This is a genomic window from Lentzea sp. NPDC005914, from assembly GCF_040629405.1.
In the GTDB taxonomy this organism is placed as follows: domain Bacteria; phylum Actinomycetota; class Actinomycetes; order Mycobacteriales; family Pseudonocardiaceae; genus Lentzea.
In genome coordinates, this window is record NZ_JBEXVQ010000010.1 from 145,131 (window position 1) to 168,695 (window position 23,565).

A 23,565-nucleotide genomic window follows, 5' to 3' on the forward strand; every position below is an offset into this window, starting at 1 on the left:
TCCTTTCAGGACCCTAGAGTGAGCTTCATGAGCTCACAGGTGGCGGTGGCATCGCTCGGCGGCACGATCACGATGACGGGCTCCGGTGCGGTGTCGCCGACGCTGGGCGCGAAAGACCTGGTCCAGGGCCTCGAAGTGGGGGAGATCGCCACCCTGGCGACGATCCCCGGCGCCTCGCTCACGTTCACCACGTTGCTCGACGCCTTCGACTGGGCCGACAAGCAGGTCTCCCAGGGCGCTGTCGGCGTCGTGATCATCCAGGGCACCGACACCCTCGAAGAGACCGCCTACTTCTTCGACTGCCTGTGGCCGCACGAGGAACCGGTCGTCGTCACCGGCGCCATGCGACACCCCGGCCTGCCCGGCCCGGACGGCCCCGCGAACCTCGCCGCGGCCGTCGCGGTCGCCGCCGCCCCGAACTCGCGCGGACGCGGCGCGCTGCTGGTGATCAACGACGAGATCCACGCCGCGCGGTGGGTTCGCAAGGCGCACAGCAGCTTGCCGAGCGCGTTCGAGTCGTTCCCCGGACCGCTGGGGCTGGTGATCGAAGGCGCCCCGCAGTACTTCCACCCCGCGCACCAGTTGCCGGCGTTGCCGCGACCCCTTGACGCGCCAGCGGTTCCGCTCATCGAGGCCACTTTGGACGACGACGGCGCCATCCTCGACTGGTTGAACGTCAAGGGCGCGGTCGTGGCGGCGACGGGTGTCGGTCACGTCTCCGAGGGAATGGCCGAAGCGATCTCGCGGGCCCAGTTCCCGGTTGTCGTGGCCACGCGAACGGGTGCGGGTACGACGTTTCGGAACACGTACGGCTTCGTCGGGTCCGAGTCCGATCTGATCAAGCGCGGGGCCGTCATGGCGGGATGGCTATGTCCCCGTAAGGCTCGTGTGCTGCTGCGGCTCGCCCTCGGCGCGTTGGCGCCCATCGAGGACGTTTTTGCTGCTCGTGGCAGTGTTTTCTAGCTCTTTTTTACCCGAACGAGCCAAGGCGTGGTTTGAATCCAAGCCTTAGCTTCGGAGGGTATGACCGCGACCATTTCCACGCCGTACAGCCGGGAGCTCGGTGACGAGCTACGTCGGCTTCGGGAGACGTGCACCTCACTCAACGGCCGCGCGATGGCGATCCAGATGGGCTGGGACCCGAGCAAGGTCTCCGACATCGAACTCGGCAAGGCACGGGCGAGCGACGTCGATCTCATTCAGTACCTGGCGACGTGCGGCAAGAACCTCGACTTGTTCGAGGAGTTCCGCCGCCGCTATCACAATGCTTTCGACCTGTACTTCGCTCAGGTGCCGGACAACGTGCGCACGCTCGCGATGACGGAGTCGATGGCCAAGAAGATCGTCTCCTACGACGTCCTGACGGTGCACGGCCTCGTGCAGACGGAGGCGTACGCCCGGCAGTTGTTCGTCGACTCCCATGTCGAAGCACCTGATGGCATCGAGATGCTCATCGAGGCGCGCATGGACCGGCAGACGATCATGAGGCGACCCAACCGGCCCGAATGCGTGTTCTACCTACACGAACTCGCCTTGCGGCTGCTGTTGGGCGATGCGGGGCTACGGAAAGACCAGTACAAGAAGCTCATGTGGAGCACCCACGTTCTCCGGATCGTTCCCGCCGACATCTGTGCCTACCGCTCGGCGGCGACGCTTTACGAGTTCGGCAAGGCGTCTCCGGTCGTGTACACCGAGACCGACACGGCGCAGGTGTACGCCCAGGACAGCGTCGCTATCGCACGGACCCGGAGGCTCTTTCAGCGGCTGGATGCCGTCGCGCTGGATGCGGAACAATCGAAGAGCAAGCTGGCGGAGTACGTCAGCGGACTTCGAGAGGATCCTCATGTCGGCGGAACGGACCTGGCGTAAGAGCACCTACAGCAACGGCGGGACGCCGGAAAGCTGCGTGGAGGTGTCGCTCGCCAAGGACGTGCTCGTGCGGGACACGAAGAACGCGAGTGGTGGGGTTCTCGCGTTCTCCACGACTTCCTGGCGCGCCTTGGTCACCTGGCTCTGACCACCGAGGCGGACTGAGGGGCCGGCGACTGCGGGTACGCGACGCCCCGAGTCCGGTGCTTCCTCAGGCGGGCGTGAAGCTGCTTGAGATCGTTGCGAAGTCGCTGTACCAGTAGACCGCGTTCTGACTGCGGATCTCGCCAGCTGTCGTGCGCACCGCCGAAAACTTTCCGGTGTACGAGCGGCCGTCAGCGAGGGTGCCGCGGATGCGCAGCACCCTGGCTCCTTGCTGAGCCGCAGTGTTCTCAGCAACGTTGTCTTCAAGTATGGACGGTCTGTCGGCCGACGGCCTCACGTGCGCTTCCTCGGCCCACTTGAGCACCCTCTGGCACGTCTCGGCGTTCTGGGCGATCGTCTGGCACAGGTCGCGATGATTCGGTTCCTGTGCCAGACGATGTGCCTCAGTCAGCAGGGCTTCAGCCTCAGCGGGACTTGGCACGCCCGGAGTCTGGCTGCCGTCGTCGGCAGCCGTGGTGCGCAGCTCGTTGGTGACGAACAGCCCGGCCCCCACGAGTGCGACGGCGGCGAGTACGACCCCGAGCCCAAGGCGCGTGTTCCTGATCGTCGCCACCGCACGTCACCCGTCCCCTCGAAGTGCTGGCCCCCTGCTTCAGGGTAGTCCTAGAAGCCGATCTCCATACCGCCGTAGTACACCTGGTACGGGATGCCGCTGAGCAGCGCGTTGTGCACGGAAATGAGGTCGCCGGTCTCGCGATGGTGCTTGGTCGGAGCGTCTCCCGCCCAGTTCGCTTGGAAGTCGAGAGGCCTTTCGCCCTTCACAGGGTTCAGCGTCTCGCACAGGGAGATAGCGTGCTCAGCGCCAAAACCGGCAACGCTGACGGCAAGGTTGAGTTGTGAGCACGGGTTCATGTAGGTGGTGGACTTCGGGGACCAGTCGTTCCAGTCCAGAAAGTTGATCCCCCCTCCGTTGCCGACCGGGCCGAATGCCATGGTGCACTGCTTGAGGTGGTAGTTGAGCCCGTTGCCGGTGGTGGCGCAGGTCTGGTACTGCTTGAACACCGCGTCCCAACCGGACTGGCCGGGGTACTGGATGTAGCCCGCGGCGTAGCACGCGTCAGCCCACGCCTCGATGACCGAGGGGAAGACCGGGTTGGCCAGGTTGTGCCGTGCGAGGCACACCGGCCGATTCCAGACCGCGTCCTCCTTCGTGGTGACCTCCCCCGCAGGCGGGTTCACCGCGCCGGAGATCTGGAACATGTCGACGCCGTTCGACTGGACATGCAGAGGCTCAACCCCCTTCGGAACGACCAGCACGGAGTTGAGCTCCCTGATAACGCGGTAGTCGTCCCGCTCGATGCTCGCATCCCACTTGTCGTGCACGCGGTTGACGAACTCGTCGATGAGTTGGCTCTCGGTGGCGGGCATGATGCCTCGCACGACCAGGTTGGTCGCACCAGTGTCAGAGGCGGACGCGAGGTCGTGCATCAATCCTGTCAGCATGGCGGTGGCAGCGAGCAGGTATGCCAGTTTCGATCTGATTGTCATTTTGATCGATCCTCAGGTCAGCGAATTCGGCACCGATGTCCGGCACCACCGCCGATCGAAGCCGGGGATTTGTCCCGCTGTCAGGTGACTGTTGTCCCTGTTTGGCTGGGACCTCCTAGCCCGGCCTCGCGCGCTCGAACGATGGCTTCCGCCCGGCCGGCGACCTGGAGCTTCGTGAAGATCGCGGACACCCTGTTGCGTACGGTCTTCTGCGACAGCGAGAGCCTGTGCGCGATCGAGGTGTTGTCCAGCCCGGAAGCCATCAGCTCCAGCACGTTCCGCTCCCTGTCGGTGAGCTGTGGGAACAGCGTTGTTCTCGATGACGAGATCGCGGCGAAGTACCCAGTCATTCGTTGCGCGATGGTGGCGCTGAAGATCGCTTCACCGGCGCGGATCGCTCGCACCGCCCGTACGATCTCGTCGTCATCGGTCGTCTTGACCAGGTAGCCCCGAGCTCCTGACTTCATCGCCGCGAACACCAGTTCGTCGTCCTCGTGCATGGTCAGCACGAGGATGCCCAACGACTGCTGCGCTTTCAGCATTCGCTTGCAGGCTTCGACGCCGTCCAGGACGGGCATGTGCAGGTCGAGGACGACAACATCCGGGACCATCTCCAGGACGACCGAAACAGCCTCTACCCCATCTGAGGCCTCACCGACCACGGATAGCCCGTCCTCGCTGTCGAGCAGAGCCTTGAGTCCGCGTCGGAACACCGGGTGGTCGTCGGCGATCACTACCCGCGTCTCCACCTCCATCAGCGGGTCTCCAACGGAATTCGGGCCACTACCCGCGTTCCGCTAGGTTCGGCCGGCTCCACCGTGCAGGATCCACCGAGCTCGGCGCATCGTTCACGCATCGAGTCGAGCCCCACACCGGGTAGCGCGTCCGCTGCGACCCCGCGCCCGTCGTCCACGATCTCCACGACAAGATCGCCATTGGTGCGCAAGAAGATCACGCACGTTGAGGCGCCGGAGTGGCGCGCGGTGTTGGTCAGCGCCTCAGCGACGATCCGATAAGCCGCGACTTCAACGGCTGCCGACAGCCCGTCGATTTCCTCGGCTTCTACCCGAACCATCAGCTCCCCGTTGAAACGCGCGGCTTCCTCCCGCACGGCCGGTGCCAGCCCCTGGTCCAGAATCGGCGGGCGCAACGCGTCCACGAGTCGCCGAATTTCGCCTGAGGTCGAGTCGACATCACCCAGAACAGGGTCGAGGGCATCACCGACCGATCGGCGCAAAGCCTTGATCTGCAAGCGAATCCCGACCAGCGCCGGTCCGACGCCGTCGTGCAGGTATCGACGTAACCGCAGCCGTTCTTCTTCGCGTGCACGCACGAGCCTCTCGCGGGCGAGTTGCAAGTCGGTGGTCAGTTTGACCGACTGTGCGGCTGGGGCCGTGGAGCGGGCGAGATCAACGAGCAGGCTCAGCTCCCGATCGCTCAACCGTTCATCAGGTGCCCGAGGCTCGATCACGAGATCGCCGACGGCATAACCGCGATAGGTCATGGGGAAACGCAACTGTGGCCACCCGCGACCACGTCCGTGCTCGGCTAGCATCGACCCGCCGCGAATCGCCACGTACGGGAGCTTCAGCGACTCGGCAACGGCCTGGGCGACGGTCGGCAGGACGTCATGCGAGCGTTCGAGCTTCTCGCTCAACGTCGACAAAGCGCTGTAAGGATCAGCGCGCTGCCCGAACAGCCAGCGGTCGAGCCTGCGCTGCAGCCAGCTGCGGATAGGTGCGAACATGAGCCCCGCCGCCACGACCCCGACGACCTCGGCTTCGTTCGCGAACAGCTCACCGGCACCGACCATCACGCCGAGGTAGACGAGCAGCAGCACCACGGTCAACGAGCCGTAGAGCAACGAGCGGTGGATGAGCAGGCTAATGTCGTACAAGCCATAACGAACGATCGCGATGACCGCAGCAGTAGGAAACGCGAGCACGCCGATGATCCACGAGACGTGCCCGTCCGCAGTCTCTACCACGGTCGCGACTGCGGCCAGCACCAGCAGCGCGACCGCCCATACGAGCAGCCGCCGTTCCTCCCCGTCAGCCCTCCACCACCGGATCACCAGCGACACCACTGCCGCGATCACCGCAACGCCGGCCGCGAGCACGGCGACCAGTGTGATCGTCTTGGCGAGCCCACCGCCCGGAGTCCGCCAGAAGTTGACTGGATCATCCCACGACGCCCACGCGATCCCAATAGTGCCAACGAGAGCGCTGAACAGCGACGCCCCGACGGCGATCCACCAGCGTCGGCTCAACGGCATTCCGTTGGGGAAAACCAGTGCCACCGCGGGTAGTAACGCGTAGGTGGGCCACCAAACCCACGCCTCGATCCAGCGAGCCGGATGATCGTGCGCTTGGCCGGCGACCGCGACGGCCACCCCGCCGAACGCACCCATGACCAGCAGCAACCACCCGACGGCCGACCTGCGGACGTGACCGATCACCCGCACCCCGAGCAGGGTGCAGGCGACCGCGACCAGCCAGTTCCGCGGATGCGATACCGCGTCGGAAACCGATGTGTGTGCGACGGCGAAGAGGACACACACGGCAACTATCGCTCCAACGAGCTGGGCGAGGATGGTCTCCGTCTGGGACAGTCGGTTAGCCAATACCTCAGGTTTGCGGAGCACGGGACCCAGAGTCGAGGGTGCTGTTGGCGTCGGGAAACCCCTAGAGCGCCATGATCCGGGGATCCAACTCCTTGACAGTTATCGGATTAACTCCATCAGTGGCATTTTTAGGGCAGGACCTGGATCTTGCGGCCCTTACCCGCCTTGAACTGGTCCAACGCCCCGGCGTAGTCGTCCAGCGGCACCCTGTCACTGATGAAGATCTCGGGGTCGAGTACTCCAGTTGCGAACAGGTCTGCCGCCCGTTCGAACGAGTGCAGCACCGCCATCGAGCCGGTGATGGTGATCTCCTGGTTGTAGATCTTGTACGGCTCAATGGTCACGCGGGCCGAGTAGTCGGAGACGCCGAACTGGAGGAACGTGCCGCCTTTCGCGACCCGGCCGATCCCGTCCTGGATGGCCTTCTCATTGCCGGTGGCGTCGATGACGACGTCCCAGCCCTCGGGCCGGTCCAGTTCGTCAGCCGAAGAGCCGACCGCCGTGACGCCCAACTGGACAGCCGTCTCCAGCCGTTCCGCGTTCAGGTCCACGACCTCGATCGACGACGCGCCGGTCAGCTTCCCGAGCTGCAGCATCATCAGCCCCATCGTCCCGGAGCCGTAGATCAGCACCCGCGAAGCCATGGACGCACGCACCACGTCGTACCCGCGCACCGCGCACGACAACGGCTCGATCAACGCCGCGTCCTCGGTCCGCACGTGGTCGGGCAACTTCACGCAGTTCGCCACGGGAGCCACCGCGAATTCCGCGGCACCACCCGAGGTCGTCACGCCGATGGCGGCCCAGCGCTCGCACAGGTTGTTCTTGCCCGCACGGCACATCCGGCACTCGTAGCAGTAGAGCGACGGGTCCACCGCGACCCGGTCACCGACGGAAAGCTCGGTGACCTGCGAGCCGATCTCCACGATCGTCCCGGCGAACTCGTGACCAGGCACGACCGGCAGCGTCGGTGCGAACTCGCCCTGCAGGATGTGCAGGTCCGTCCCGCACAACCCGCAGGCCGCCACATCGACGATCACCGACCGCGGAGGGCACGCTGGATCGTCCACAGTGGTCACTTCGACGGACCCGACGCCGGTGATGACCGCTGCTTTCACTTGACTGCTCCCAACGAAAGGCCTTGGACCAGCTTGTCCTGGGCGGCGAACCCGGCGATGAGCACCGGCAGAGAGACCACGACCGCGGCCGCGCACACCTTGGCCAGGAACAGGCCCTGGGAGGTGACGAACCCGGTCAGGTACACGGGCGCGGTCCCGGCGACGACACCGGTCAGCACCCGCGCGAAGAGCAACTCGTTCCAGCTGAAGATGAAGCAGATCAACGCCGTCGCCGCGATTCCGGGCATCGCGATCGGTGCCACCACCCGGCGCAGGATCGTGATCAGCCCCGCGCCGTCGATCGAGGCGGCCTCGAGGATCTCGCGCGGTACCTCGGACAGGAACGACCGCATCAGCCACACCGCGATCGGCAGGTTCATCGAGCAGTACAGCAGCGTCAGGAACGAGATGTTGTCGAGCATCCCGGAGAACTGCGCGATCAGGTAGATCGGCAGCAATGCCGCGACGACCGGCATCATCTTGGTGGACAGGAAGAAGAACAGGACGTCGGTCCACTTCTCGACCGGCTTGATCGACAATGCGTAGGCCGCCGGAATCGCCAGCAGCAGCACGATGATCGTCGACCCGATCGAGGCGCTGAACGAGTTGAGCAACGGCGGCCAAGCACCGGCGTTGAAGAACTCCGTGTATCCGTCCAACGTGAGCGGCGCCGCGATGGAAGGCGGGTTCGTGGCCGCGTCCGTCTCGCTGTGCAACGACGTGAGGAACATCCAGGCGACGGGTGCGAAGAACACGAGGCCGCAGAACCAGGCGAGCACACCCCAGCCGCGTCCAATTCTTTGGGTGCTCATCGCGTCTCCTCCCTGAACAACGAGGACACCACGCGCAGCGCGAACGTCGCGATGGCGATCGACCCGGCGACCACGATCACGCCGGCCGCGGACGCCTCGCCGTACTCGTGGGCCTGGTAGAAGGTCTGGTAGATCATGTACGGCAGGTTCGCCGTGCCCAGACCACCGGACGTGATGGTGAAGACCGCGTCGAAGTTCTGCACGATGTAGATCGACCCGAGCAGCCCGCCGAGCTCCAGGTACTGCCGCAGGTGCGGGAACGTCAAGTACCGGAAGATCTGGAACGGCGACGCGCCGTCGATCGTCGCCGCCTCGACGGGTTCGATCGGCTTCGACTGCAGGCCCGCCAGCAGGATCAACATCATGAACGGCGTCCACTGCCACACCAGCGACAGCACCACCGCGCTCATCGGCATCGAGCTGATCCAGTCCGGCTGGGCGGAGAAACCCAGCCAGTTCAGGATTCCGTTGAACAGCCCGTACTCCGGGTTGTAGAGCACGTGCTTCCAGATCAGCGCCGCCGCCACCGGAACCACGAGGAACGGCGCGATGAGCATGGTGCGCACGAACCCGCGGCCCCGGAACTTCTTGTCCAGCAACAACGCCAGGCCGAGACCCAGCACCAGGCTGATCAGCACCACGGACGCGGTCAGCACGATCGTGTTGACGACCGAAGACCGCAGATCCGGGTCCGTGAACACGTTGACGTAGTTGTCGAACCCGGCGAATCCTCTGTTGGACGGGTCGAGCGAGTTCCACTTCATGAACGAGATGAACAGCGTCGCCACGAACGGCAGCTGCGTCACGACGATCAGGAAGATGAGCGCGGGCAGCAACGGCGCCCGCGTCACCCACTTCGAGGACTTCTTGCGAGGGACGGGAGGCGGCCGGTCGACGACCGACCGCTCCCGAGTGATGACAGCCATCGTCACTGCCCCTTGTACTTGGCCGCGACCTTCTCGGCGAGCCCCTGGCCGCTGTTCAGCGCGTCGTCCACCGAGACCGCGCCCGCGATCGCCGAGCTGATCTGCTGCGACACCTGCGTGCCGAGGTCGGTGAACTCGGGGATGCCGACGAACTGGATGCCCGGCGCCGGCCGCGGCTGCACACCGGGGTCGAGCGGCTTCGCGCCCTTGATCGCGGCCTCGGCCTGAGCGGAGAACGTGCCGGAGGACTGCTTGTACTCGGCGCGCTGGTAGGTCGAGGAACGCTTGCCGTCAGGAAGCTTCGACCAGCCGAGGTTCTTGCCGACCAGTTCCTCGTAGCCCTTGCCGGACGCCCACGAGATGAACTTCCAGGCCGCGTCCTGCTTCTTCGACGCCTTCTGGATGCCGAACGCCCAGGTGTAGAGCCAGCCCGAGCTGTCGGTCTTCACGACCGGCGCCTGGGTGAAGCCGAGCTTGCCCTTGACCGGCGAGTCGTTGGCCTCGAGCAGGCCGGCGGCGACCGTGGCGTCGTACCACATGGCGACCTTGCCCTGCGTCATGTTGTTCAGGCACTCGGCGAACCCGGCCTGCGGAGCGCCCGCCTCACCGTGGGTGCGCACGAGGTCGACGTAGAACTTGGTGGCCTCCTTGAACTCCGGCGCGTTGACCTGCGCCTGCCAGTCCTTGGTGAACCACGTGCCGCCGAAGGTGTTCACGACGGTCGTCAAAGGCGCCATGACCTGGCCCCAGCCCGGCTGGCCGCGCAGGCAGATGCCGCGGACCTCCGGCGTGGCGACCTTCGCGGCCGCGTCGGCGACCTGCTGCCAGGTCGGCTTGTCCGGCAGCGTGACACCCTTGGCCTCGAAGATGTCCTTGCGGTACATGAGGAACGACGACTCGCCGTAGAACGGTTGCGCGTAGACCTTGCCGTCGGCGGCGGTCAGCGACTGCTTGATCGGCGGCAGGATGTCGGCCTGGTCGAACGCGCTGTCCTTGGCCACGAAGTCGTCCATCGGCGCGAGCCAGCCGTTCTTGGCGTACATCGGCGTCTCGTAGTTGGAGATCGTCGCGACGTCGTACTGCCCCGCCTGGCTGGAGAAGTCCTGGCTGATCTTGTCGCGGACGTCGTTCTCGGGCAGCACGGTGAAGTTCACCTTGATGCCGGTGTCCTTGGTGAAGTTGTCCGCGGTGAGCTTCTGCAGGTCCTGCATCTGCGGGTTGTTGACCATCAGGACGTTCACGGAGTCGGAGCCGCTGCCCCCACCACCCCCGGCGCCCGCGCAAGCGGAAGCCAAGAGCAACACGGCGGTGGCGGCCCCGAATGTGCGAAGAGGTGTGCGGATCGACAACATCGTCTTTCCTTCCGGGGGATCGTTTCCGGGCACGCTGAGGAGAGCCCGGGGAAAACTTGGGGGTACCTTTTTCAGTGCGGCTGGAAAGTGCTCAGGCCCTGAGCACTTTGGGTCCGAGCAGGGTGTAGCGGTGGGCCTCGTGGGCGGACAGGCCGGAGTCGGTGACGATCGCCTCGAGGTCGCTGACCTCGGCGAATCGGTGAAAGCTGGAGACGCCGAACTTCGTGTGCGTGCCGACGAAGATCTTCCGCCGCGCCACGCTGAGCGCCTTGGCCTTGACCGCACCGACTGCGGGGTCGGGCGTCGTCAGGCCGTGCTCGCGGGAGATCCCGTTCGCACCGATGTAGGCGAGGTCGATCACCATCTCGCCGAGCATCCTGGTCGTCCAGTGGTCCACAGTGGCCAGTGTGTGGCCGCGGACCCTCCCGCCCAGCAGCAGAACCGTGCAGGACGGGTGTTCCGACATCGCCGCCGCGGTCGGCAGCGACGCCGTGATGATCGTGAGCGGGTTGGACGTGGGCAACGCCTCCGCGACGAGCTGCGGTGTGTAGCCCTCGTCGATGAACACCGTCTCGGCGTCGTCGATCCGTTCGGCGGCTGCCTTCGCGATGCGCCGCTTCTCCGGCACGTGCGACCCCGCCCGGAACCTCAGCCCGGTCTCGAAGCCGGCGCTCTCGACCGGGATGCCACCGCCGTGCGTGCGTCGCACCAGACCGTGTTCGTCGAGCACCCGCAGGTCGCGTCTGACTGTTTCGGGCGCGACCTGCAGTTCCTGCGCCATCTCCACCACGTCGACGCGGCCGTCGGCGCGGGCCCTGGCCAGGATGCGCCGCTTGCGTTCCTCGGCTCGCATGTCACCTGCCCACTCGGCTTTTCGGTTGCCCGTTCGGGCTGTGCATAGATGAAACACCCTTGAAACATTGTGGTCGGCACCACAACTGAGTGAAATCCTGCCCGATTTCTGCCCGGTTAGCAGTGTGTGACGTCTCGTTCACGCAGGTCGACCAGACTGGGCACGCCCGAACCGCCCCGTGGGTGTGCCCGGATGGCCCCCAGACGGCTGGTGAATTCGGTGGAACCGGGCGGCGCGGGCCGCAGTCCAACCAGGACCGACGAGGGGATCAAGACGCATGAAGTGGCTCGCGGGCCTGTTCGCTCTGGTGATCTTGGGGCTCGGCTGCCTGCTGGGACTGACCGGCTTCACGAAGTTCGATCCCGCCGCAGGGACGAACTCCAGGCCCGTCACGGATCGGGGGATCGCACGCGTGGCCGACTGCAAGAGCAGCGGGCCGGTGAGCATCCACGGCTTCGGCGACTGGTGGATCTGCCAGGCCGACGTCACGTGGGAGAGCGGGCGCCAGACGAGGGTGACGGCCGAGGCCGGTCAGCTCACCCCGGACGACGAGGAAGTGCCCGTGGTGCAACGGGGTGAGCAGAAGGTTCGCAACGGCTCCGGCAACCCGCCGGTGTACCGGGCGGACTTCGAACCGAGCGTCGTGCTCGGGATCGGCTCGTTGCTCGGTGGGATGGGGATAGGCGTGATCGGGGCGCTGGCCGTTTTGGGCACGGTGGCGTCCCGCGGCAAGAAGGCACAGGAGAGGGAGTAGATGAACCCGGCAGCAGCTGACCCTGACGCGATGATGCGTCAGTGGAACGAGCAGATCCAGGCCAAGCTCAAGCAGGCCGACGAGATGAAGCAGGTCGCGAACGCCGTCAAGGTGACGCAACGTTCGTCCGACGGCTCGGTGTCGGTCACCGTTGACCAGAACGGTGTCGTCTCGGCACTGGATCTGACCGACGCGGCGTTGCGCAAGCAGCCCGCGCAGCTGTCGTCCGAGATCCTCACCGCCATGCGCACTGCTCAAGCGCAGATCGCGGCCCGCATGCAGGAGGTCATGGCACCGATCATCGGTGGTGACTCCGAGACCATGGACGCGCTGATCGGCGGCTACCACGAGCGCTTCCCCGAACCCGAGCCCGAAGAGCCGGTTCGTGAGCGGTCTCCCCGTCCTGATGACGACGACTTCGGCGGGCACAACTTCGCCCGTGACGACAAGGGCTGGTGATCATGACTGCCGGAGGGTTCAACGTCCACACGCAGGCGATGCGCGAGCACGCCAAGCGGCTGGACGGCATCGTGAAGCAGATCGAGACGGCGCAGCAGGCGATCGGACAGGCGCAGATCAACGGTGCCAACGCGTACGGCATTCTCTGCAGCCCGCTGCTGGAGCCGATCATGGGCACGGTCGAGGCCGCCGGAGTTGCGGCCATCGGTGCCTCGCACGGCGTTGTGGACGCCACTGTGGATGGTGTCAACGGCATGGCCGACGTCTACGACGCCGCCGACAAGGCCATCGAGGGCAACCTCAAGAAGATCATCGAGAAGCTGGGGGAGCTGACCTCATGACCGCACCGAACCCGTTGGTGGCCAAGGCACCGGACGCTCCCGGAGCGCTCGCCGGCATCAACCTGATCGAGCCCGCGGCGGACGCGGTGTCCGCGGTGCAGCGCGGTGACTGGGCGGAGGCGGGCATCAACGTCCTCGGCGCGGGCATCGACGCGCTGGGCTTCGTCACGGACCCGTTCGGAACGCTGCTGTCGTCGGCGTTCGCGTGGTTCATCGAGCACGTCGAACCGTTGACGTCGATGCTCAACTCGCTGGCGGGCAACCCCGGCGTGATCAACCAGAACGCCGCGACCTGGGGAAACGTCGCTGACCACCTGAAGAAGGCCGGCGAGGAGATGGCGCGCGTCGTCGACGCCGACACCTCGCAGTGGCAGGGTGCCGCGATCGCCGCCTACACGCCGGTGGCGAAGCTGGAAGCCCAGGGCGTCAAGGCCGCGGGCATTGCGGCGGAAGGCGTTGGTGCTGCTCTCGTCGGTGCCGGTGTGGCCGTGGCGACGGTGCGCACGATCGTGCGCGACCTGATCTCGATGGCGATGTCGGAGCTCGTGCAGGCGTTGATCCGGTGGGCGGCCGCGGCGTTGCTGACGGTCGGGCTCGCGACGCCGGGCATCATCGCCGACGGCATCCGGCTGATCATGAAGTGGGCCAAGAAGGTCTCGGACTGGCTCGACAAGGTCATCAAGACGATCCGCGGCCTGTCCAAGTGCATCGACACGATCTTCAAGACGCTGGACAAGGTCAAGGACGTGCTGAAGGGCGTGATGCCCAAGGCGTCGGGGCCGTTCACGGAGATGTTCGAGAACATCGCGACCGGTGCGGTGAACACGACGGCGACCGGTGTGGTCAAGAACCTGCCGACCGAGGCCGGCAAGGTCGACGACTCGGCGTACGCGACCCGGTGATGGTCGTTGCTCCCCGTCCCCCTCGGCCGGGGAGCAACGTCCGGTTCAGCTCAGCCAGGCCGCCGCGTCGGGCGGGAGTTGGCCGTTTGTCAGCGGGACGCTTGACAACGTTGGCGTGGCAGGAAGATCAATCGGCTGGTCCGACAGGTTGACGATCGTGGTGTGATCACCCCGCTTGAACGCCACGACGTTCTCGCCCAGGTCGAGCCACTCAAGGTCGCCGTCGATCGCGCGGCGTTGCGCGAAGACCTCGCGGTAGAGGCTGAGCATTGAGCCGGGGTCGTCCGTCTGGGCCGCGACCGAGAAGTCCTGCCAGTTCTCCGGCTGGGGCAGCCAGCTCGGACCGTCCTCAGTGGACCAGGGGAGTGGCACGCGGCAGCCGTCACGGCCGCGGTCGGTGAAGCCCGAGCGGTGCCAGACCGGGTCCTCGCGCAGCTCGTCCGGCAGGTCCTCCACCTCCCACAGTCCCAGTTCCTCGCCCTGGTAGACGTACACGCCGCCGGGCAGCGCGGCGGTGAGCATGATCGCCGCGCGGGCCCTGCGCGTTCCGAGCTCGAAGTCGGTCGGGGCGCCGTGCTGCCTGTCCGCGAAGGAGAACCCGGTCTTCTCGCGGCCGTACCGGGTCACGTGGCGGGTGACGTCGTGGTTGGACAGGACCCAGGTCGGTGGCGCGCCAACGGGTTCGTGCGCGGCGAGCGTGTCGTCGACGACGTTGCGCAGTTCCTGAGCGTTCCAGGGGCAGCAGAGGAAGTCGAAGTTGAACGCGCTGTGCATCTCGTCGGGGCGCAGGTACCGGGCGAACCGGATGGGGTCGGGCAGCCACATCTCGCCGACGAGAATCCTGTCACCGTCGTACTCGTCGACGATCCTGCGCCACTCCCGGTAGATCTCGTGCACGCCGTCCTGGTCGGAGTAGGGCTGGTCGGCGTCGGGCCGGCTGAAGTCCTTGACCAGACCGTCCGCCACGTCGATGCGGAACCCGTCGACGCCGCGGTCGAGCCAGAACCGCAGGATGTCCTCGAACTCGTCCTCGACGGCCGGGTTCTCCCAGTTGAAGTCCGGCTGCTCGGCGGCGTAGAGGTGCAGATACCAGCGGCCGTCGGGCAGTTTGCTCCACGCCGGGCCGCCGAAGCGCGACTTCCAGTCGTTGGGGAGATCTTCGGTGTCACGGATGTGGAAGCGATCCCACAAGCCTTCCGTGAACCACGGGTGCTGGTCGCTGCAGTGGTTCGGGACGAGGTCGATGATGATCCGGATGCCGAGGCCGTGCGCGTCGGCGATGAGTTTCTCGGCGTCGGCAAGAGATCCGAAGACCGGTTCGATGTCGCGGTAGTCCGCCACGTCGTAGCCGCCGTCGGCGAGCGGGCTCGGATACCAGGGGTTGAGCCAGATCGCGTCGAAGCCGAGGCTCGCGATGTGCTGGAGCTTGGCGCGGAGGCCGGCCAGGTCGCCGATGCCGTCACCGTTGCCGTCCGCGAAGCTGCGCAGGTAGACCTGGTAGATGGATGCGTTGCGCCACCAACTCATCTGGTGTCCTTTCAGCCTTTGACGCCGGCCGCGGTGAGCCCCGCGAGGATGTGCCGCTGGAACGCCAGGAACAGGGCGACCATCGGCAGGCTCGCCAGCACGAGGCCCGCGAGCAGGAGGTTGATCGGGGTGTCGGGGGCGAAGCGCTGCAGTGCCACGCTGAGCGTCTGCTTCGCCGGGTCGGGAAACACGAGCAGCGGCCAGATGAAGTCCTTCCAGGCCGCGACGACCGCGAAGATCGAGACGACGGCGAGGATCGGCCGGGAGATCGGCAGGATGATCCGGACCAGGGTCGTCCACGTGCCCGCGCCGTCGATTCTGGCCGCCTCCAGCAGTTCCTCGGGGATCTGGTCGAAGAAGCGCTTGAGCAGGTAGACGTTCAGCGCGTTGGCCGCGAACGGCAGCCAGATGCCCGCCGGGTTGTTGAGCAGGTCGAGGTCGGTGAGCGTCAGGTAGACCGGGACCAGCAACGCCGTGGCGGGCAGCATCAGCGTGGCCAGCATCAGGCCCAGGATCACGTTGCCGAAGATGGGGCGCAGCTTGGACAACGCGTAGGCCGCCGGGACGATCACGGCCATCTGCACGGCCCACGCGCCGATCGCGACGACGAACGTGTTGAGGAAGAACCGGCCGAGGTCCATGTAGTTCCAGGCGTTGACGTACGCGTCCGGTTCCCACGTGTGCGGCAGGATCGTCGGTGGTTGCTGGGCGAGCTCGGCCGGGGGCTTGAACGCGCCGAGCAGCACCCAGACCAGCGGCAGCAGGAACGCCGCGGTGAACAGGACCAGCGTGCCGGTGAGGACGATCCAGTAGACGGGGCCGCTTCCCCTGGTGAGGGTCCTCATGCGTCGGCCTTCCTGGTGATCTTGAGGTAGAGGAAGGAGAAGACGCCCAGCACTGCGAAGAGGATCAGGCTCAGCGCGCTCGCGGTGCCGAAGTCGTTGTAGTAGAAGGCGTAGCGGTAGAGCAGGAGCAGCACGGTGACCGTGGACTCCTCCGGGCCGCCGCCGGTCATCACGAACGGCTCGGTGAAGATCTGCATGGTCGCCACGACCTGCAGCAGCAACAGCATGAGGATCACGAACTTGGTCTGCGGGATCGTGACGTGCCAGATCTTCTTGAGGATTCCCGCGCCGTCCAGGTCCGCGGCTTCGTACAGCTCGCCGGGGATGGTCTGCAGCGCGGCCAGGTAGATCAGCGTCGCCGAGCCCATGTTCGCCCACGTGATCACCAGGACGAGGCTGATCATGCTGGTGCTGCTGGAGTCGAGCCATTGTGACGTCGGAAGGTTCAGTCCTCTGAGGACCGAGTTGAACAGGCCGGGCCCGGGGTCGTAGAACCACTTCCACAGCAGGGCCGTGACGACCGGCGGCAGCATCACCGGCAGGTAGACCAGCAGTCGGAAGTAGCCCTTGGCGTGCCTCAGCTCGTTGAGCACCACGGCGGTGAGGAACGGGATGCCGAAGCCGATGACCAGTGCGAGGATCGTGAAGTACGCCGTGTTGCGCCACGCCACCACGAACAGCGGGTCCGCGAAGAGCCGTTCGAAGTTCTCCCAGCCCACCCAGTCGGGGCTCGTGACGAAGTTGACCTGCTGAACGCTCAGGACCACCCCGCGCACGATGGGCCACCAGGAGAACACCGCGAAGACGACCAGCGCGAGGCTGAGGAAGCCGTACGCGGTGACGTGGCGCCGCACCTACTTCACCTGTGCCAGAACGGCGTTGACCTTGGTCTCCGCATCCTTGAGCAACGCGGCGTGGTCGGCGTCCCTGTTGGTCAGGGTCGCCTGCACGACGCTGTCGAGGATCGCGTAGACCTGCTGTGCCTGCGGAGGTTCGAGCGACCCCTTGGTCTTCTCGGAGCCGTCCACATAGGCCTGGAAGTTCTGCACGGGCATGGTGGCGAACTTGCCCTTGAGGTCTTCCTGCTTCTTGCGCGGCTCACCGGTCCAGATGTCGGCGATCGGCGGGATCGGCAGGCCGACGGGCTGGCCGCGGTCCTTGTACTTCTGCAGGTTGCCTTCGAGGCGGTCCGGGTTCAGGTACTTCCACTGGACCCACTTCAGGCCCGCCTTGATCTTCTCCGGCGTGGCCTTCGGGTTGATCATGTAGCCCTCGCCGCCGAGCAGAGTTCCCTGCTGGCCGGGGATCGCCGCGAGACCGTAATCGTCGTACTTGCCCTTGAACTGGTTGACGATCGCGGCGACGTTGTCGGGCGCGGCGAGGTACATGCCGAGCTGGCCCGCGCCCATCATGTTCTGCACGTCGCCGATCTCCAGGAGCTGCTTGTCGCCCATGGAGTTGTCGTCCCAGCGCATCTCCTTGAGGCGGCGCAGGACTTCCTTGCCCTTGTCGTTGTTGAAGTCGGCCTTGTAGGCGTCGCCGTCCTTGCGCGCGATGTCACCGCCGACGGACTTCATCCACGTGGTGAAGTGCCAGCCGCCCTGGTTGCTCTTGCTGTACTCGGCGAACCCGGTGACGCCGGCGTCCTTGAGCTTCCTGGCCGCTGACCTGACCTCGTCCCACGTCTTCGGCGGCGAGTCCGGGTTCAGGCCGGCCTTGGTGAAGTTGGCGCGGCTGTAGAGCAGGCCCATCGTGTAGTTGGCGGTGGGCAGCCCGTAGACCTTGCCGTCGACCGTGAAGACGTCCTTGAGCTCTTTCTTGAGGTCGCCGTAGTACTTGACGTCCTTGACGTAATCGGTGAGGTCGGCGGCCTGTTTGCGGGCGATGAGCGCCGCCGGATCCGTGAAGTAGACGTAGAAGACGTCCTCGAGCTGTCCGCCGGCGAGCTTGGCGCTGAACGTCTTCGGGTCCATGAACCCCTCGTGCGGCACGAGGTCGATGTCGGGGTTCGCCTTCTCGAACTCCGCGACGTCCTCGTCGAAAACCTTGCGGTCGAACGCCTGGGTCTGCGGCGGCTGGCCGTTGATGTTGATCTGGACCTGGCCGCCGGGCTCGGTCGTGGAACCGCTCCCACAGCCGGCGACCAGGACACAGCCCAGCAGCACGGCAGCGGACTTCTTCATGGTGGGGCCGCCCTTCTCGCGAGCGCGTCGATGTGACGGCGACCATAAGTCGTCGTTACATCTGAACGCAATATCTAGACGAAAACTCGCAAGAAGCCGACTGCCTTACCTGATGGGTGCGGTGGAGGCCCTCACCACCAGTTCGGGCTCGAAGAGGAGCTCGTCCGGCGCGACCGCGTTGCCGGAGATCTGGTTGGCCAGCAGCTCCACCGCCGCCCGCCCCATCGCCTCGATCGGCTGCCGCACCGTGGTGAGCGGCGGATCGGTGCAGGTCATGAACGCCGAGTCGTCGTACCCGATGATCGACACGTCCTTGGGCACGTCCAGCCCAGCTCGTCGCACTGCCCGGATGGCACCGAGAGCGAGAGGGTCGCTCGCACAGATGATCGCCGTGACGCCGCGCTGCACGAGTTTCGTTGCCGCCGCCTGCCCGCCCTCGAGGCTGAACATGGCGTGCTCGACATCGGCCCCGCCCTGCCTGGTGATGGCCTCGAGCTTCCGCTGGCTGGGCACGTGGTCCGGCGGCCCCAGCACGGCCCCGATCCTGCGGTGCCCCAACGAGGTCAAATGCCCGTACGCCTGCTCCACCGCCACCGCGTCATCACACGAGACCCGCGGGAACGCCAGGTCGTCTATGGCGGCGTTGACCAGCACCGCAGGCAGCTTCCTGCTCATCATCTGCTGGTAGTGCCCGTGGCTCGCGTCCTTCTGCGCGTACAGCCCGCCCGCGAACACGATCCCCGACACGTGCTGCTCGAGCAGCAATTCCAGGTACTCGGCCTCCGTGACCCCGCCGGCCGTCCGCGTGCACAGAACAGGCGTGAAACCCCTCTGCGCCAGCGCGTTGCCGACCACGTCCGCGAACGCGGGGAAGATCGGGTTCTGCAACTCGGGCAGAACGAGACCGACCAGCCTGGCCCGCTCGCCCCTGAGCTGCGTCGGCCTCTCGTAACCCAGCACGTCGAGCGCGGTGAGCACGGCACTGCGCGTGGCGTCCGAGACGCCCGGCTTGCCGTTCAGCACCCGGCTGACGGTGGCCTCGCTGACCCCGACCTTGGCCGCGACCTCGGCCAGCCTCCGTTGCGTCATGGCGCAAGTGTACGCAAGTTCTTGCGCTCGCTTGCAGGACCACGCTCACCCGCTCGGCAGGCGCCCTCGACGTTAGCGTGCGTTTACGCTCGAACGTCACCTGCGGTGAGGGGAGACGTCACAGTGCCCGAGTCCGATCCGGATGTTCCCGCGCCGCCGCCCTCGCCGCCCGTCACGAATGTCGACTGGTTCCGCAGAGCGCCGACGGGCGGCACGGTCAGTGCTGGGCCTCGCGCCACATCAGGGCCACACCGTGACCAGGGAGCAACCACGACCGAACCGTGAGGTCGTTCAGGTCGTCGGCCTTCTGCCACTGGGCCGTGATCGTGTTGGAGCGGAAGAGGAACGGCATGATGCTGAACTCGTGCTCCGGTGACTGGTCGACGCCGAGGCCGCGCGCGTCGAAGATGATCTGCTCCACATAGGACGGATAAGGCGGCTGCCAGTAGCAGAAACCTTCGTTGGTGCGCTGGAGCGTCCGGGACCGCACGCTGAGTCCCCGGATGGCGCTGACGATGTGGTCGTCCGCGATGGCACTGAGATCGCACTCGAAGATGCGCAGGTCGCTGAGGTGGTCGTGCGTGCTCAGCTTCGGCAGCGGCCACATCGACTCCCGGAAGAAAGTCAGGTAGTTCGGCCACTGGTCGAAGCGCACCTCGACGAGTGGGATCTGGCTCGGCGCGGCGGAACGCTGCTTGCCCGCGTGGTCCACGTACTCGACCGCGATCTGGGTCGAGCCGAGCAGATCGTCCACGGACTCGAGGAACAGCGACGGGTCGGTGACGTAGTAGAGCTCGAACAGGGGATAGCGGCAGGCGGCGCTGATGGTGTCGCGCAGCAGCACGTTGCTGGTGGCGAGGATGACGAAGCGATCCACCGGAACGTTGTGCCGGAACTGGTAGGTCTGCGTGATCACCAGGTGGTAGGTCTTGGTGTCGATGCCCTGCAGTTCCATCTTCACCGTCGTGTTGGTGCTGATGGTGAGGTCCTTGCCGTGCGGGCGCAGGCCGTTGCCGCCCAGCACTCCCGAGATCACGTCCTGGTTCGCGTCGTTGCTGCCGTAGATGGTCGACAGGAACGTCTTCAGCACGTCACCGGGCAGCAGGTGCTCGACGATGCTCGGGCCGGAGATGCGGCTGATCTCGGTGACCAGGCGGCGGTGCAGGAAGAGTTCGTACGCGCCGACCAGGATGCCGATCAGCGCGGGCAACGGCCAGAGCACCACCAACACGTCGTGCAGCAGGCTGCGCGAGGTTGGTTGCCACAGCAGTACCGCGGTCAGGTCCGCTGCCGCGATCAGGATCAGCGACCCAGCGACGGCCAGCGCCTGCTTGTGCCCGCGCGCAGCCACCACTCGTCGCCCGCCCCCTCACTCCACCGGCTGTCCCTACATGGTGGGAGTGATGTCGCAGCAGCGCCAGACCCATTCGGTCCTCGCCGTATCAGCGAGGCCGGTTCCAGATCGGGTTGTCCGACACCCCGACGTACGTGCTGAGCGTGGCTTTCGGCACCGTGTCGTCCGTGGCGACGTCGTTGTAGAGGCCGAGCAGGTGCGTGGTCATGGCGCTCTTCGCGCCGACCTCGTCGTGCCGGCGCAGGAACCAGATGATCTGGTCGTGCTGGTCGGCCGACCTGTTGTGCACCTCGCGGGACGGGTGCGCGTGCCGCTTGCAGTCCTGCAGGCCGGGCACGAGCGCCTGGTACATCTGTTCCAGCAGTTCGTTGTGCGACGCGCGGATCAGCGTCGAGTGGAACTCCTCGTCCGACTCGATCACCTCCTGCATGTCGTCGACGGCCGCGCGCTGGTAGCGGCGGTTCAGCTTGGTCAGTTCGTCCAGCTCACCGTCGCCCGCGCGGACCGCGGCCAGGCTCGCGGCCGTGGTCTCCAGCGCGATGCGCACTTCCAGCAGGTCGGTCTGGGTGAACTGGCGGGCGGCGAGCCTGCCCTCCAGGTGCTCCTCGACAGCGGCGAGGTCGGTGCGGCGGACGTACCAGCCCAGGCCGCGGCGCACCTCGACGATGCCCTGCAGCTGAAGTCGCTGAAGAGCTGTACGCAGCGACGACCGGGCGACATCCAGTTTGCGGGCCAGTTCCGGCTCGGTGGGGAGGCGGTCGCCGGCCTTGAGGGTGCCGCCGATGATCTGCTCGCGGAGCTTCTGCTCGATGAGCTCCGGCAGAGGCCGTCGCGAATCAGGCGAGAGCGACCAGCTCTCGCCGATATGTGCGTCGTCGGCGGGCATTGGTTCAGCGTAGGCCTATCGCAGTCTGGTTGCAACTTGTCTGGCAACCTGGCGACCGTTGACAGACAACCTACAACGCGAGATTCTTGCAAGGGGTGAGACGCCCGGGACCGCCCACACCTGGGAGGAACGTGCTCGCCCAGTCGGGAGGGAGCGAGATGTCCACAGGAAGTGCACTCGGAATAGCCGCCGCCGTAGCAGTCGCCGTCACCGCGATCGGCTGGCGCACCGTGCTCACCATGGTCGCCGTCTCGATCGTCGCGCTTGCCGTCGTCGGCTTCGTGAACGTCACCAGCATCATCTTCGGCTGATGTGCAGATCCAGCTAGTGGCGTGGCCCCGAACGTTGCCAGGCGAATTCGCGGTCAGACGGGTGCATCGTGGTGCCGCCCCCGCGTCCTCATACTGGACGTATGGGGGTGCGGGGGCGGTGCCGCGAGGCGCCCTGCTGAGCGTGAATTACCCGGCCACGTTCTGGGTCGCGCCACTAGTTCCCGGTGCCCCGGTCCGCGTCCCAGGACGCAGGCCGGGGCACCGGTCTTTTCGAGGGGGATCCTCAGTGTGGTGCAGTTCACGATGTGTAAAGTGGCGCGCCTCAGGGCGCCGCTGTCGGCAGCGGGGCACTGGCTCCATGGCGTCGGGGGACGTGAACGGAGTCTGAAATGGCTGCGCCCGCGAGCACGCATGCGCTTCATGCGGCGCTGTCGCCTGCGTCCGAACTCGTCGACGACCGCCGTGCGCTCTACCGGCTCGCGCTGGAGTTGTTCGCGCCTGGGTTCGAGTTGTCCGACAACCTCGCCGACCACCCGATCGTCCGCTACGAGATCGGCCGCGCGCTCGCCGGGCACGATGGTCTGGACCCGGTGCGGCTGAAGGAAGTCGCCGCGATGTCGGTGCGCGACGCCGGTGTCCCGGTCGCGGCGGATCCGGCGGCCGCCGAGATGCTCGAGGCGCCGCTGCGCATCGTCGCCCCCGCCGGGGTCCGGCCGCAGCCGCTGACCGAGGCGGACGGCGAGCGGTTCGAGACAGTGCTGCTGATCGTGGCCGAAGGGGTCCGGCTGTTCAGGGCGCTCGCTCCCGCGATGGCGGACGATCTGCTCGCGCACGTGTCGATGCTGGCGGTGATGAAGAAGGAGACGTCGGGAGGCGTGGTCTCGGCGTCCTCGCGCTACGTCCCCGGCATCGTGCTGATCGACGAGCCTTCGCTGCCCATGGAGGTCGCCGAGGCGCTCGTGCACGAGGGCGCGCATGAAAAGTTCTTCGACCTGGCCATCACCAAAGAATTTCTTGACGCAAGGGCCGAGGACGCGGATTATTTCGAGAATTCGTGGTCTGGAGCGAGATGGCCACTGGAACAGACGTTCGCGGCGTGGCACGCCTACAGCTGCCTTGCGCAGTTCTTCCTGTCGATTGGCACCGAACAGCTCGGCCCGGATTCATTGCTGCCGAATGCGAAGCAGCGCGCCGCCGAGATCGGTGAATGGCTGCTGGCGCACGAGCGCGACCTGCAAGGGCACGCGCGTTGGTTGCTGCACGCCCTAATGGGCGATACCGGTGGTCACGTCGGTGGACAGGTAGTTCCGTCCGGTGTGGACGGTGTGGCACCATCTCCCAAGATTTCCCAACACTGGGAATTCCACGTGCTACCGGACGTCCGGTACAAGTGTTCGGCTACGGGGCGCGTGGTAGCTGGTCGATCAACTAACCCGCCTGAGATTTATTGGCTCGATGAGGACGCGAGTTGGGCTCTGACCAACTCGTGTCAAGTTGGGAAGTTCGCAACGTTCGAGCGCGCAGTCCTCCGGGCAACCGAGGAATGGCAGGTCGGTTCCGCAGTGGCGCGGCACCGGCTGGAAAACGCGCTCGACTGGCTTCTCAGCGCGCAACTCATCGGGCGTACCGATCCCGAGAAGGAACTATGACCACCCCGAACCAGCCCTTTCGCGGGCCGCAGTCTTCCCAGACCCCCGGCCTGCCTGTTCCCCACCTCCCTGGCGGTGCGGGTCCGGTGATCGGTACT

The 23,565-nt window shown here is 66.1% G+C and carries 25 protein-coding genes; 9 read left to right on the top strand and 16 right to left on the bottom strand.

The window, feature by feature from the left end:
* The first annotated feature begins 27 nt into the window (after positions 1 to 27).
* From ABZ345_RS16920 to ABZ345_RS16930, 3 genes are read left to right on the top strand one after another with little or no spacing between them, the layout of a single operon-like run.
* Positions 28 to 963, top strand: a complete 936-nt coding sequence (locus ABZ345_RS16920) for an asparaginase (RefSeq protein WP_359848757.1) — start codon at positions 28 to 30, stop codon at positions 961 to 963.
* Between the two features lie 60 nt (positions 964 to 1,023).
* A complete protein-coding gene (locus tag ABZ345_RS16925) occupies positions 1,024 to 1,869 on the top strand; it encodes a helix-turn-helix transcriptional regulator (protein ID WP_359848760.1) in 846 nt (281 codons plus the stop codon).
* Positions 1,844 to 2,017: a DUF397 domain-containing protein gene (locus ABZ345_RS16930; RefSeq protein WP_359848763.1), complete on the top strand. Its 174-nt coding sequence runs from the start codon at positions 1,844 to 1,846 to the stop codon at positions 2,015 to 2,017. The genes ABZ345_RS16925 and ABZ345_RS16930 overlap by 26 nt, the downstream gene beginning before the upstream one ends.
* A gap of 63 nt (positions 2,018 to 2,080) precedes the next feature.
* Here the strand turns inward: ABZ345_RS16930 and ABZ345_RS16935 are convergent, their stop codons facing one another.
* The 9 genes from ABZ345_RS16935 to ABZ345_RS16975 form a co-directional block, all read right to left on the bottom strand.
* Positions 2,081 to 2,587: a hypothetical protein gene (locus ABZ345_RS16935; protein ID WP_359848766.1), complete on the bottom strand. Its 507-nt coding sequence runs from the start codon at positions 2,585 to 2,587 to the stop codon at positions 2,081 to 2,083.
* 50 nt (positions 2,588 to 2,637) lie between these two features.
* On the bottom strand, positions 2,638 to 3,522 hold the full coding sequence (locus ABZ345_RS16940; RefSeq protein WP_359848769.1) for a hypothetical protein: 885 nt from the start codon (positions 3,520 to 3,522) through the stop codon (positions 2,638 to 2,640).
* Between the two features lie 80 nt (positions 3,523 to 3,602).
* On the bottom strand, positions 3,603 to 4,277 hold the full coding sequence (locus tag ABZ345_RS16945; RefSeq protein ID WP_359848772.1) for a response regulator transcription factor: 675 nt from the start codon (positions 4,275 to 4,277) through the stop codon (positions 3,603 to 3,605).
* Entirely contained in the window at positions 4,277 to 5,986 is a 1,710-nt protein-coding gene (locus tag ABZ345_RS16950) for an ATP-binding protein (RefSeq protein ID WP_359848775.1), read from the bottom strand. Before ABZ345_RS16950 ends, ABZ345_RS16945 begins: the two co-directional genes overlap by 1 nt.
* 287 nt (positions 5,987 to 6,273) lie before the next feature.
* Positions 6,274 to 7,263, bottom strand: coding sequence for a zinc-dependent alcohol dehydrogenase family protein (locus ABZ345_RS16955; RefSeq protein ID WP_359848777.1), 990 nt, complete (start codon positions 7,261 to 7,263; stop codon positions 6,274 to 6,276).
* Entirely contained in the window at positions 7,260 to 8,075 is an 816-nt protein-coding gene (locus tag ABZ345_RS16960) for a carbohydrate ABC transporter permease (RefSeq protein ID WP_359848779.1), read from the bottom strand. The genes ABZ345_RS16955 and ABZ345_RS16960 overlap by 4 nt, the downstream gene beginning before the upstream one ends.
* A complete protein-coding gene (locus tag ABZ345_RS16965; protein WP_359848782.1) occupies positions 8,072 to 9,001 on the bottom strand; it encodes a sugar ABC transporter permease in 930 nt (309 codons plus the stop codon). The genes ABZ345_RS16960 and ABZ345_RS16965 overlap by 4 nt, the downstream gene beginning before the upstream one ends.
* Positions 9,002 to 9,003: 2 nt before the next feature.
* Positions 9,004 to 10,353 carry a sugar ABC transporter substrate-binding protein gene (locus ABZ345_RS16970; protein WP_359848785.1) on the bottom strand — a complete coding sequence of 450 codons (1,350 nt, stop codon included), beginning with the start codon at positions 10,351 to 10,353 and terminating at the stop codon, positions 9,004 to 9,006.
* 91 nt (positions 10,354 to 10,444) lie between these two features.
* On the bottom strand, positions 10,445 to 11,206 hold the full coding sequence (locus ABZ345_RS16975) for a DeoR/GlpR family DNA-binding transcription regulator (protein ID WP_355554039.1): 762 nt from the start codon (positions 11,204 to 11,206) through the stop codon (positions 10,445 to 10,447).
* A 277-nt stretch (positions 11,207 to 11,483) separates the two neighbouring features.
* On the opposite strand from ABZ345_RS16975, the gene ABZ345_RS16980 reads away from it, so the two are divergent.
* The 4 genes from ABZ345_RS16980 to ABZ345_RS16995 are packed head-to-tail and all read left to right on the top strand — an operon-like array spanning position 11,484 to position 13,662.
* A complete protein-coding gene (locus tag ABZ345_RS16980; protein WP_359848788.1) occupies positions 11,484 to 11,960 on the top strand; it encodes a DUF6346 domain-containing protein in 477 nt (158 codons plus the stop codon).
* A 30-nt stretch (positions 11,961 to 11,990) separates the two neighbouring features.
* Entirely contained in the window at positions 11,991 to 12,419 is a 429-nt protein-coding gene (locus ABZ345_RS16985) for a YbaB/EbfC family nucleoid-associated protein (RefSeq protein WP_359848791.1), read from the top strand.
* Between the two features lie 2 nt (positions 12,420 to 12,421).
* On the top strand, positions 12,422 to 12,760 hold the full coding sequence (locus ABZ345_RS16990; protein WP_359848794.1) for a type VII secretion target: 339 nt from the start codon (positions 12,422 to 12,424) through the stop codon (positions 12,758 to 12,760).
* Positions 12,757 to 13,662 (top strand): hypothetical protein, encoded by a 906-nt coding sequence (locus ABZ345_RS16995; protein WP_359848796.1) that lies wholly within the window; start codon positions 12,757 to 12,759, stop codon positions 13,660 to 13,662. Before ABZ345_RS16990 ends, ABZ345_RS16995 begins: the two co-directional genes overlap by 4 nt.
* A gap of 45 nt (positions 13,663 to 13,707) precedes the next feature.
* Here ABZ345_RS16995 and ABZ345_RS17000 read toward each other — a convergent pair whose 3' ends face one another.
* From ABZ345_RS17000 to ABZ345_RS17030, 7 genes are all read right to left on the bottom strand, one after another.
* Positions 13,708 to 15,189 carry a glycoside hydrolase family 13 protein gene (locus ABZ345_RS17000; protein ID WP_359848799.1) on the bottom strand — a complete coding sequence of 494 codons (1,482 nt, stop codon included), beginning with the start codon at positions 15,187 to 15,189 and terminating at the stop codon, positions 13,708 to 13,710.
* An 11-nt stretch (positions 15,190 to 15,200) separates the two neighbouring features.
* Positions 15,201 to 16,034, bottom strand: a complete 834-nt coding sequence (locus ABZ345_RS17005; protein ID WP_359848802.1) for a carbohydrate ABC transporter permease — start codon at positions 16,032 to 16,034, stop codon at positions 15,201 to 15,203.
* Positions 16,031 to 16,888: a sugar ABC transporter permease gene (locus tag ABZ345_RS17010; RefSeq protein WP_359848805.1), complete on the bottom strand. Its 858-nt coding sequence runs from the start codon at positions 16,886 to 16,888 to the stop codon at positions 16,031 to 16,033. The genes ABZ345_RS17005 and ABZ345_RS17010 overlap by 4 nt, the downstream gene beginning before the upstream one ends.
* Positions 16,889 to 18,217, bottom strand: coding sequence for an extracellular solute-binding protein (locus tag ABZ345_RS17015; RefSeq protein ID WP_359848808.1), 1,329 nt, complete (start codon positions 18,215 to 18,217; stop codon positions 16,889 to 16,891). It lies immediately after the preceding gene.
* 105 nt (positions 18,218 to 18,322) lie between these two features.
* Positions 18,323 to 19,306 (bottom strand): substrate-binding domain-containing protein, encoded by a 984-nt coding sequence (locus ABZ345_RS17020; protein ID WP_359848811.1) that lies wholly within the window; start codon positions 19,304 to 19,306, stop codon positions 18,323 to 18,325.
* 217 nt (positions 19,307 to 19,523) lie between these two features.
* Positions 19,524 to 20,657: a hypothetical protein gene (locus ABZ345_RS17025; protein WP_359848814.1), complete on the bottom strand. Its 1,134-nt coding sequence runs from the start codon at positions 20,655 to 20,657 to the stop codon at positions 19,524 to 19,526.
* Positions 20,658 to 20,748: 91 nt separating this feature from the next.
* Positions 20,749 to 21,546: a FadR/GntR family transcriptional regulator gene (locus ABZ345_RS17030; RefSeq protein ID WP_359848817.1), complete on the bottom strand. Its 798-nt coding sequence runs from the start codon at positions 21,544 to 21,546 to the stop codon at positions 20,749 to 20,751.
* Between the two features lie 158 nt (positions 21,547 to 21,704).
* Between ABZ345_RS17030 and ABZ345_RS17035 the strand changes: the two genes are divergently transcribed.
* Both ABZ345_RS17035 and ABZ345_RS17040 read left to right on the top strand, forming a co-directional pair.
* Entirely contained in the window at positions 21,705 to 21,857 is a 153-nt protein-coding gene (locus tag ABZ345_RS17035) for a hypothetical protein (RefSeq protein WP_359848820.1), read from the top strand.
* 350 nt (positions 21,858 to 22,207) lie between these two features.
* Positions 22,208 to 23,467, top strand: a complete 1,260-nt coding sequence (locus ABZ345_RS17040; RefSeq protein WP_359848823.1) for an HEXXH motif-containing putative peptide modification protein — start codon at positions 22,208 to 22,210, stop codon at positions 23,465 to 23,467.
* The last annotated feature ends 98 nt before the right edge of the window (positions 23,468 to 23,565 follow it).

Coding starts and splice junctions, on each gene's coding strand:
- ABZ345_RS16925 (WP_359848760.1), top strand. CDS start 1,024: ATGACCGCGACCATTTCCACGCCGTACAGCCGGGAGCTCGGTGACGAG.
- ABZ345_RS16960 (WP_359848779.1), bottom strand. CDS start 8,075: ATGAGCACCCAAAGAATTGGACGCGGCTGGGGTGTGCTCGCCTGGTTC.
- ABZ345_RS16945 (WP_359848772.1), bottom strand. CDS start 4,277: ATGGAGGTGGAGACGCGGGTAGTGATCGCCGACGACCACCCGGTGTTC.
- ABZ345_RS16990 (WP_359848794.1), top strand. CDS start 12,422: ATGACTGCCGGAGGGTTCAACGTCCACACGCAGGCGATGCGCGAGCAC.
- ABZ345_RS17000 (WP_359848799.1), bottom strand. CDS start 15,189: ATGAGTTGGTGGCGCAACGCATCCATCTACCAGGTCTACCTGCGCAGC.
- ABZ345_RS17030 (WP_359848817.1), bottom strand. CDS start 21,546: ATGCCCGCCGACGACGCACATATCGGCGAGAGCTGGTCGCTCTCGCCT.
- ABZ345_RS16970 (WP_359848785.1), bottom strand. CDS start 10,353: ATGTTGTCGATCCGCACACCTCTTCGCACATTCGGGGCCGCCACCGCC.
- ABZ345_RS17020 (WP_359848811.1), bottom strand. CDS start 19,306: ATGACGCAACGGAGGCTGGCCGAGGTCGCGGCCAAGGTCGGGGTCAGC.
- ABZ345_RS16980 (WP_359848788.1), top strand. CDS start 11,484: ATGAAGTGGCTCGCGGGCCTGTTCGCTCTGGTGATCTTGGGGCTCGGC.
- ABZ345_RS16920 (WP_359848757.1), top strand. CDS start 28: ATGAGCTCACAGGTGGCGGTGGCATCGCTCGGCGGCACGATCACGATG.
- ABZ345_RS16940 (WP_359848769.1), bottom strand. CDS start 3,522: ATGACAATCAGATCGAAACTGGCATACCTGCTCGCTGCCACCGCCATG.
- ABZ345_RS16965 (WP_359848782.1), bottom strand. CDS start 9,001: ATGGCTGTCATCACTCGGGAGCGGTCGGTCGTCGACCGGCCGCCTCCC.
- ABZ345_RS16995 (WP_359848796.1), top strand. CDS start 12,757: ATGACCGCACCGAACCCGTTGGTGGCCAAGGCACCGGACGCTCCCGGA.
- ABZ345_RS16985 (WP_359848791.1), top strand. CDS start 11,991: ATGATGCGTCAGTGGAACGAGCAGATCCAGGCCAAGCTCAAGCAGGCC.
- ABZ345_RS17040 (WP_359848823.1), top strand. CDS start 22,208: ATGGCTGCGCCCGCGAGCACGCATGCGCTTCATGCGGCGCTGTCGCCT.
- ABZ345_RS17015 (WP_359848808.1), bottom strand. CDS start 18,217: ATGAAGAAGTCCGCTGCCGTGCTGCTGGGCTGTGTCCTGGTCGCCGGC.
- ABZ345_RS17035 (WP_359848820.1), top strand. CDS start 21,705: ATGTCCACAGGAAGTGCACTCGGAATAGCCGCCGCCGTAGCAGTCGCC.
- ABZ345_RS16930 (WP_359848763.1), top strand. CDS start 1,844: ATGTCGGCGGAACGGACCTGGCGTAAGAGCACCTACAGCAACGGCGGG.
- ABZ345_RS17005 (WP_359848802.1), bottom strand. CDS start 16,034: ATGAGGACCCTCACCAGGGGAAGCGGCCCCGTCTACTGGATCGTCCTC.
- ABZ345_RS16975 (WP_355554039.1), bottom strand. CDS start 11,206: ATGCGAGCCGAGGAACGCAAGCGGCGCATCCTGGCCAGGGCCCGCGCC.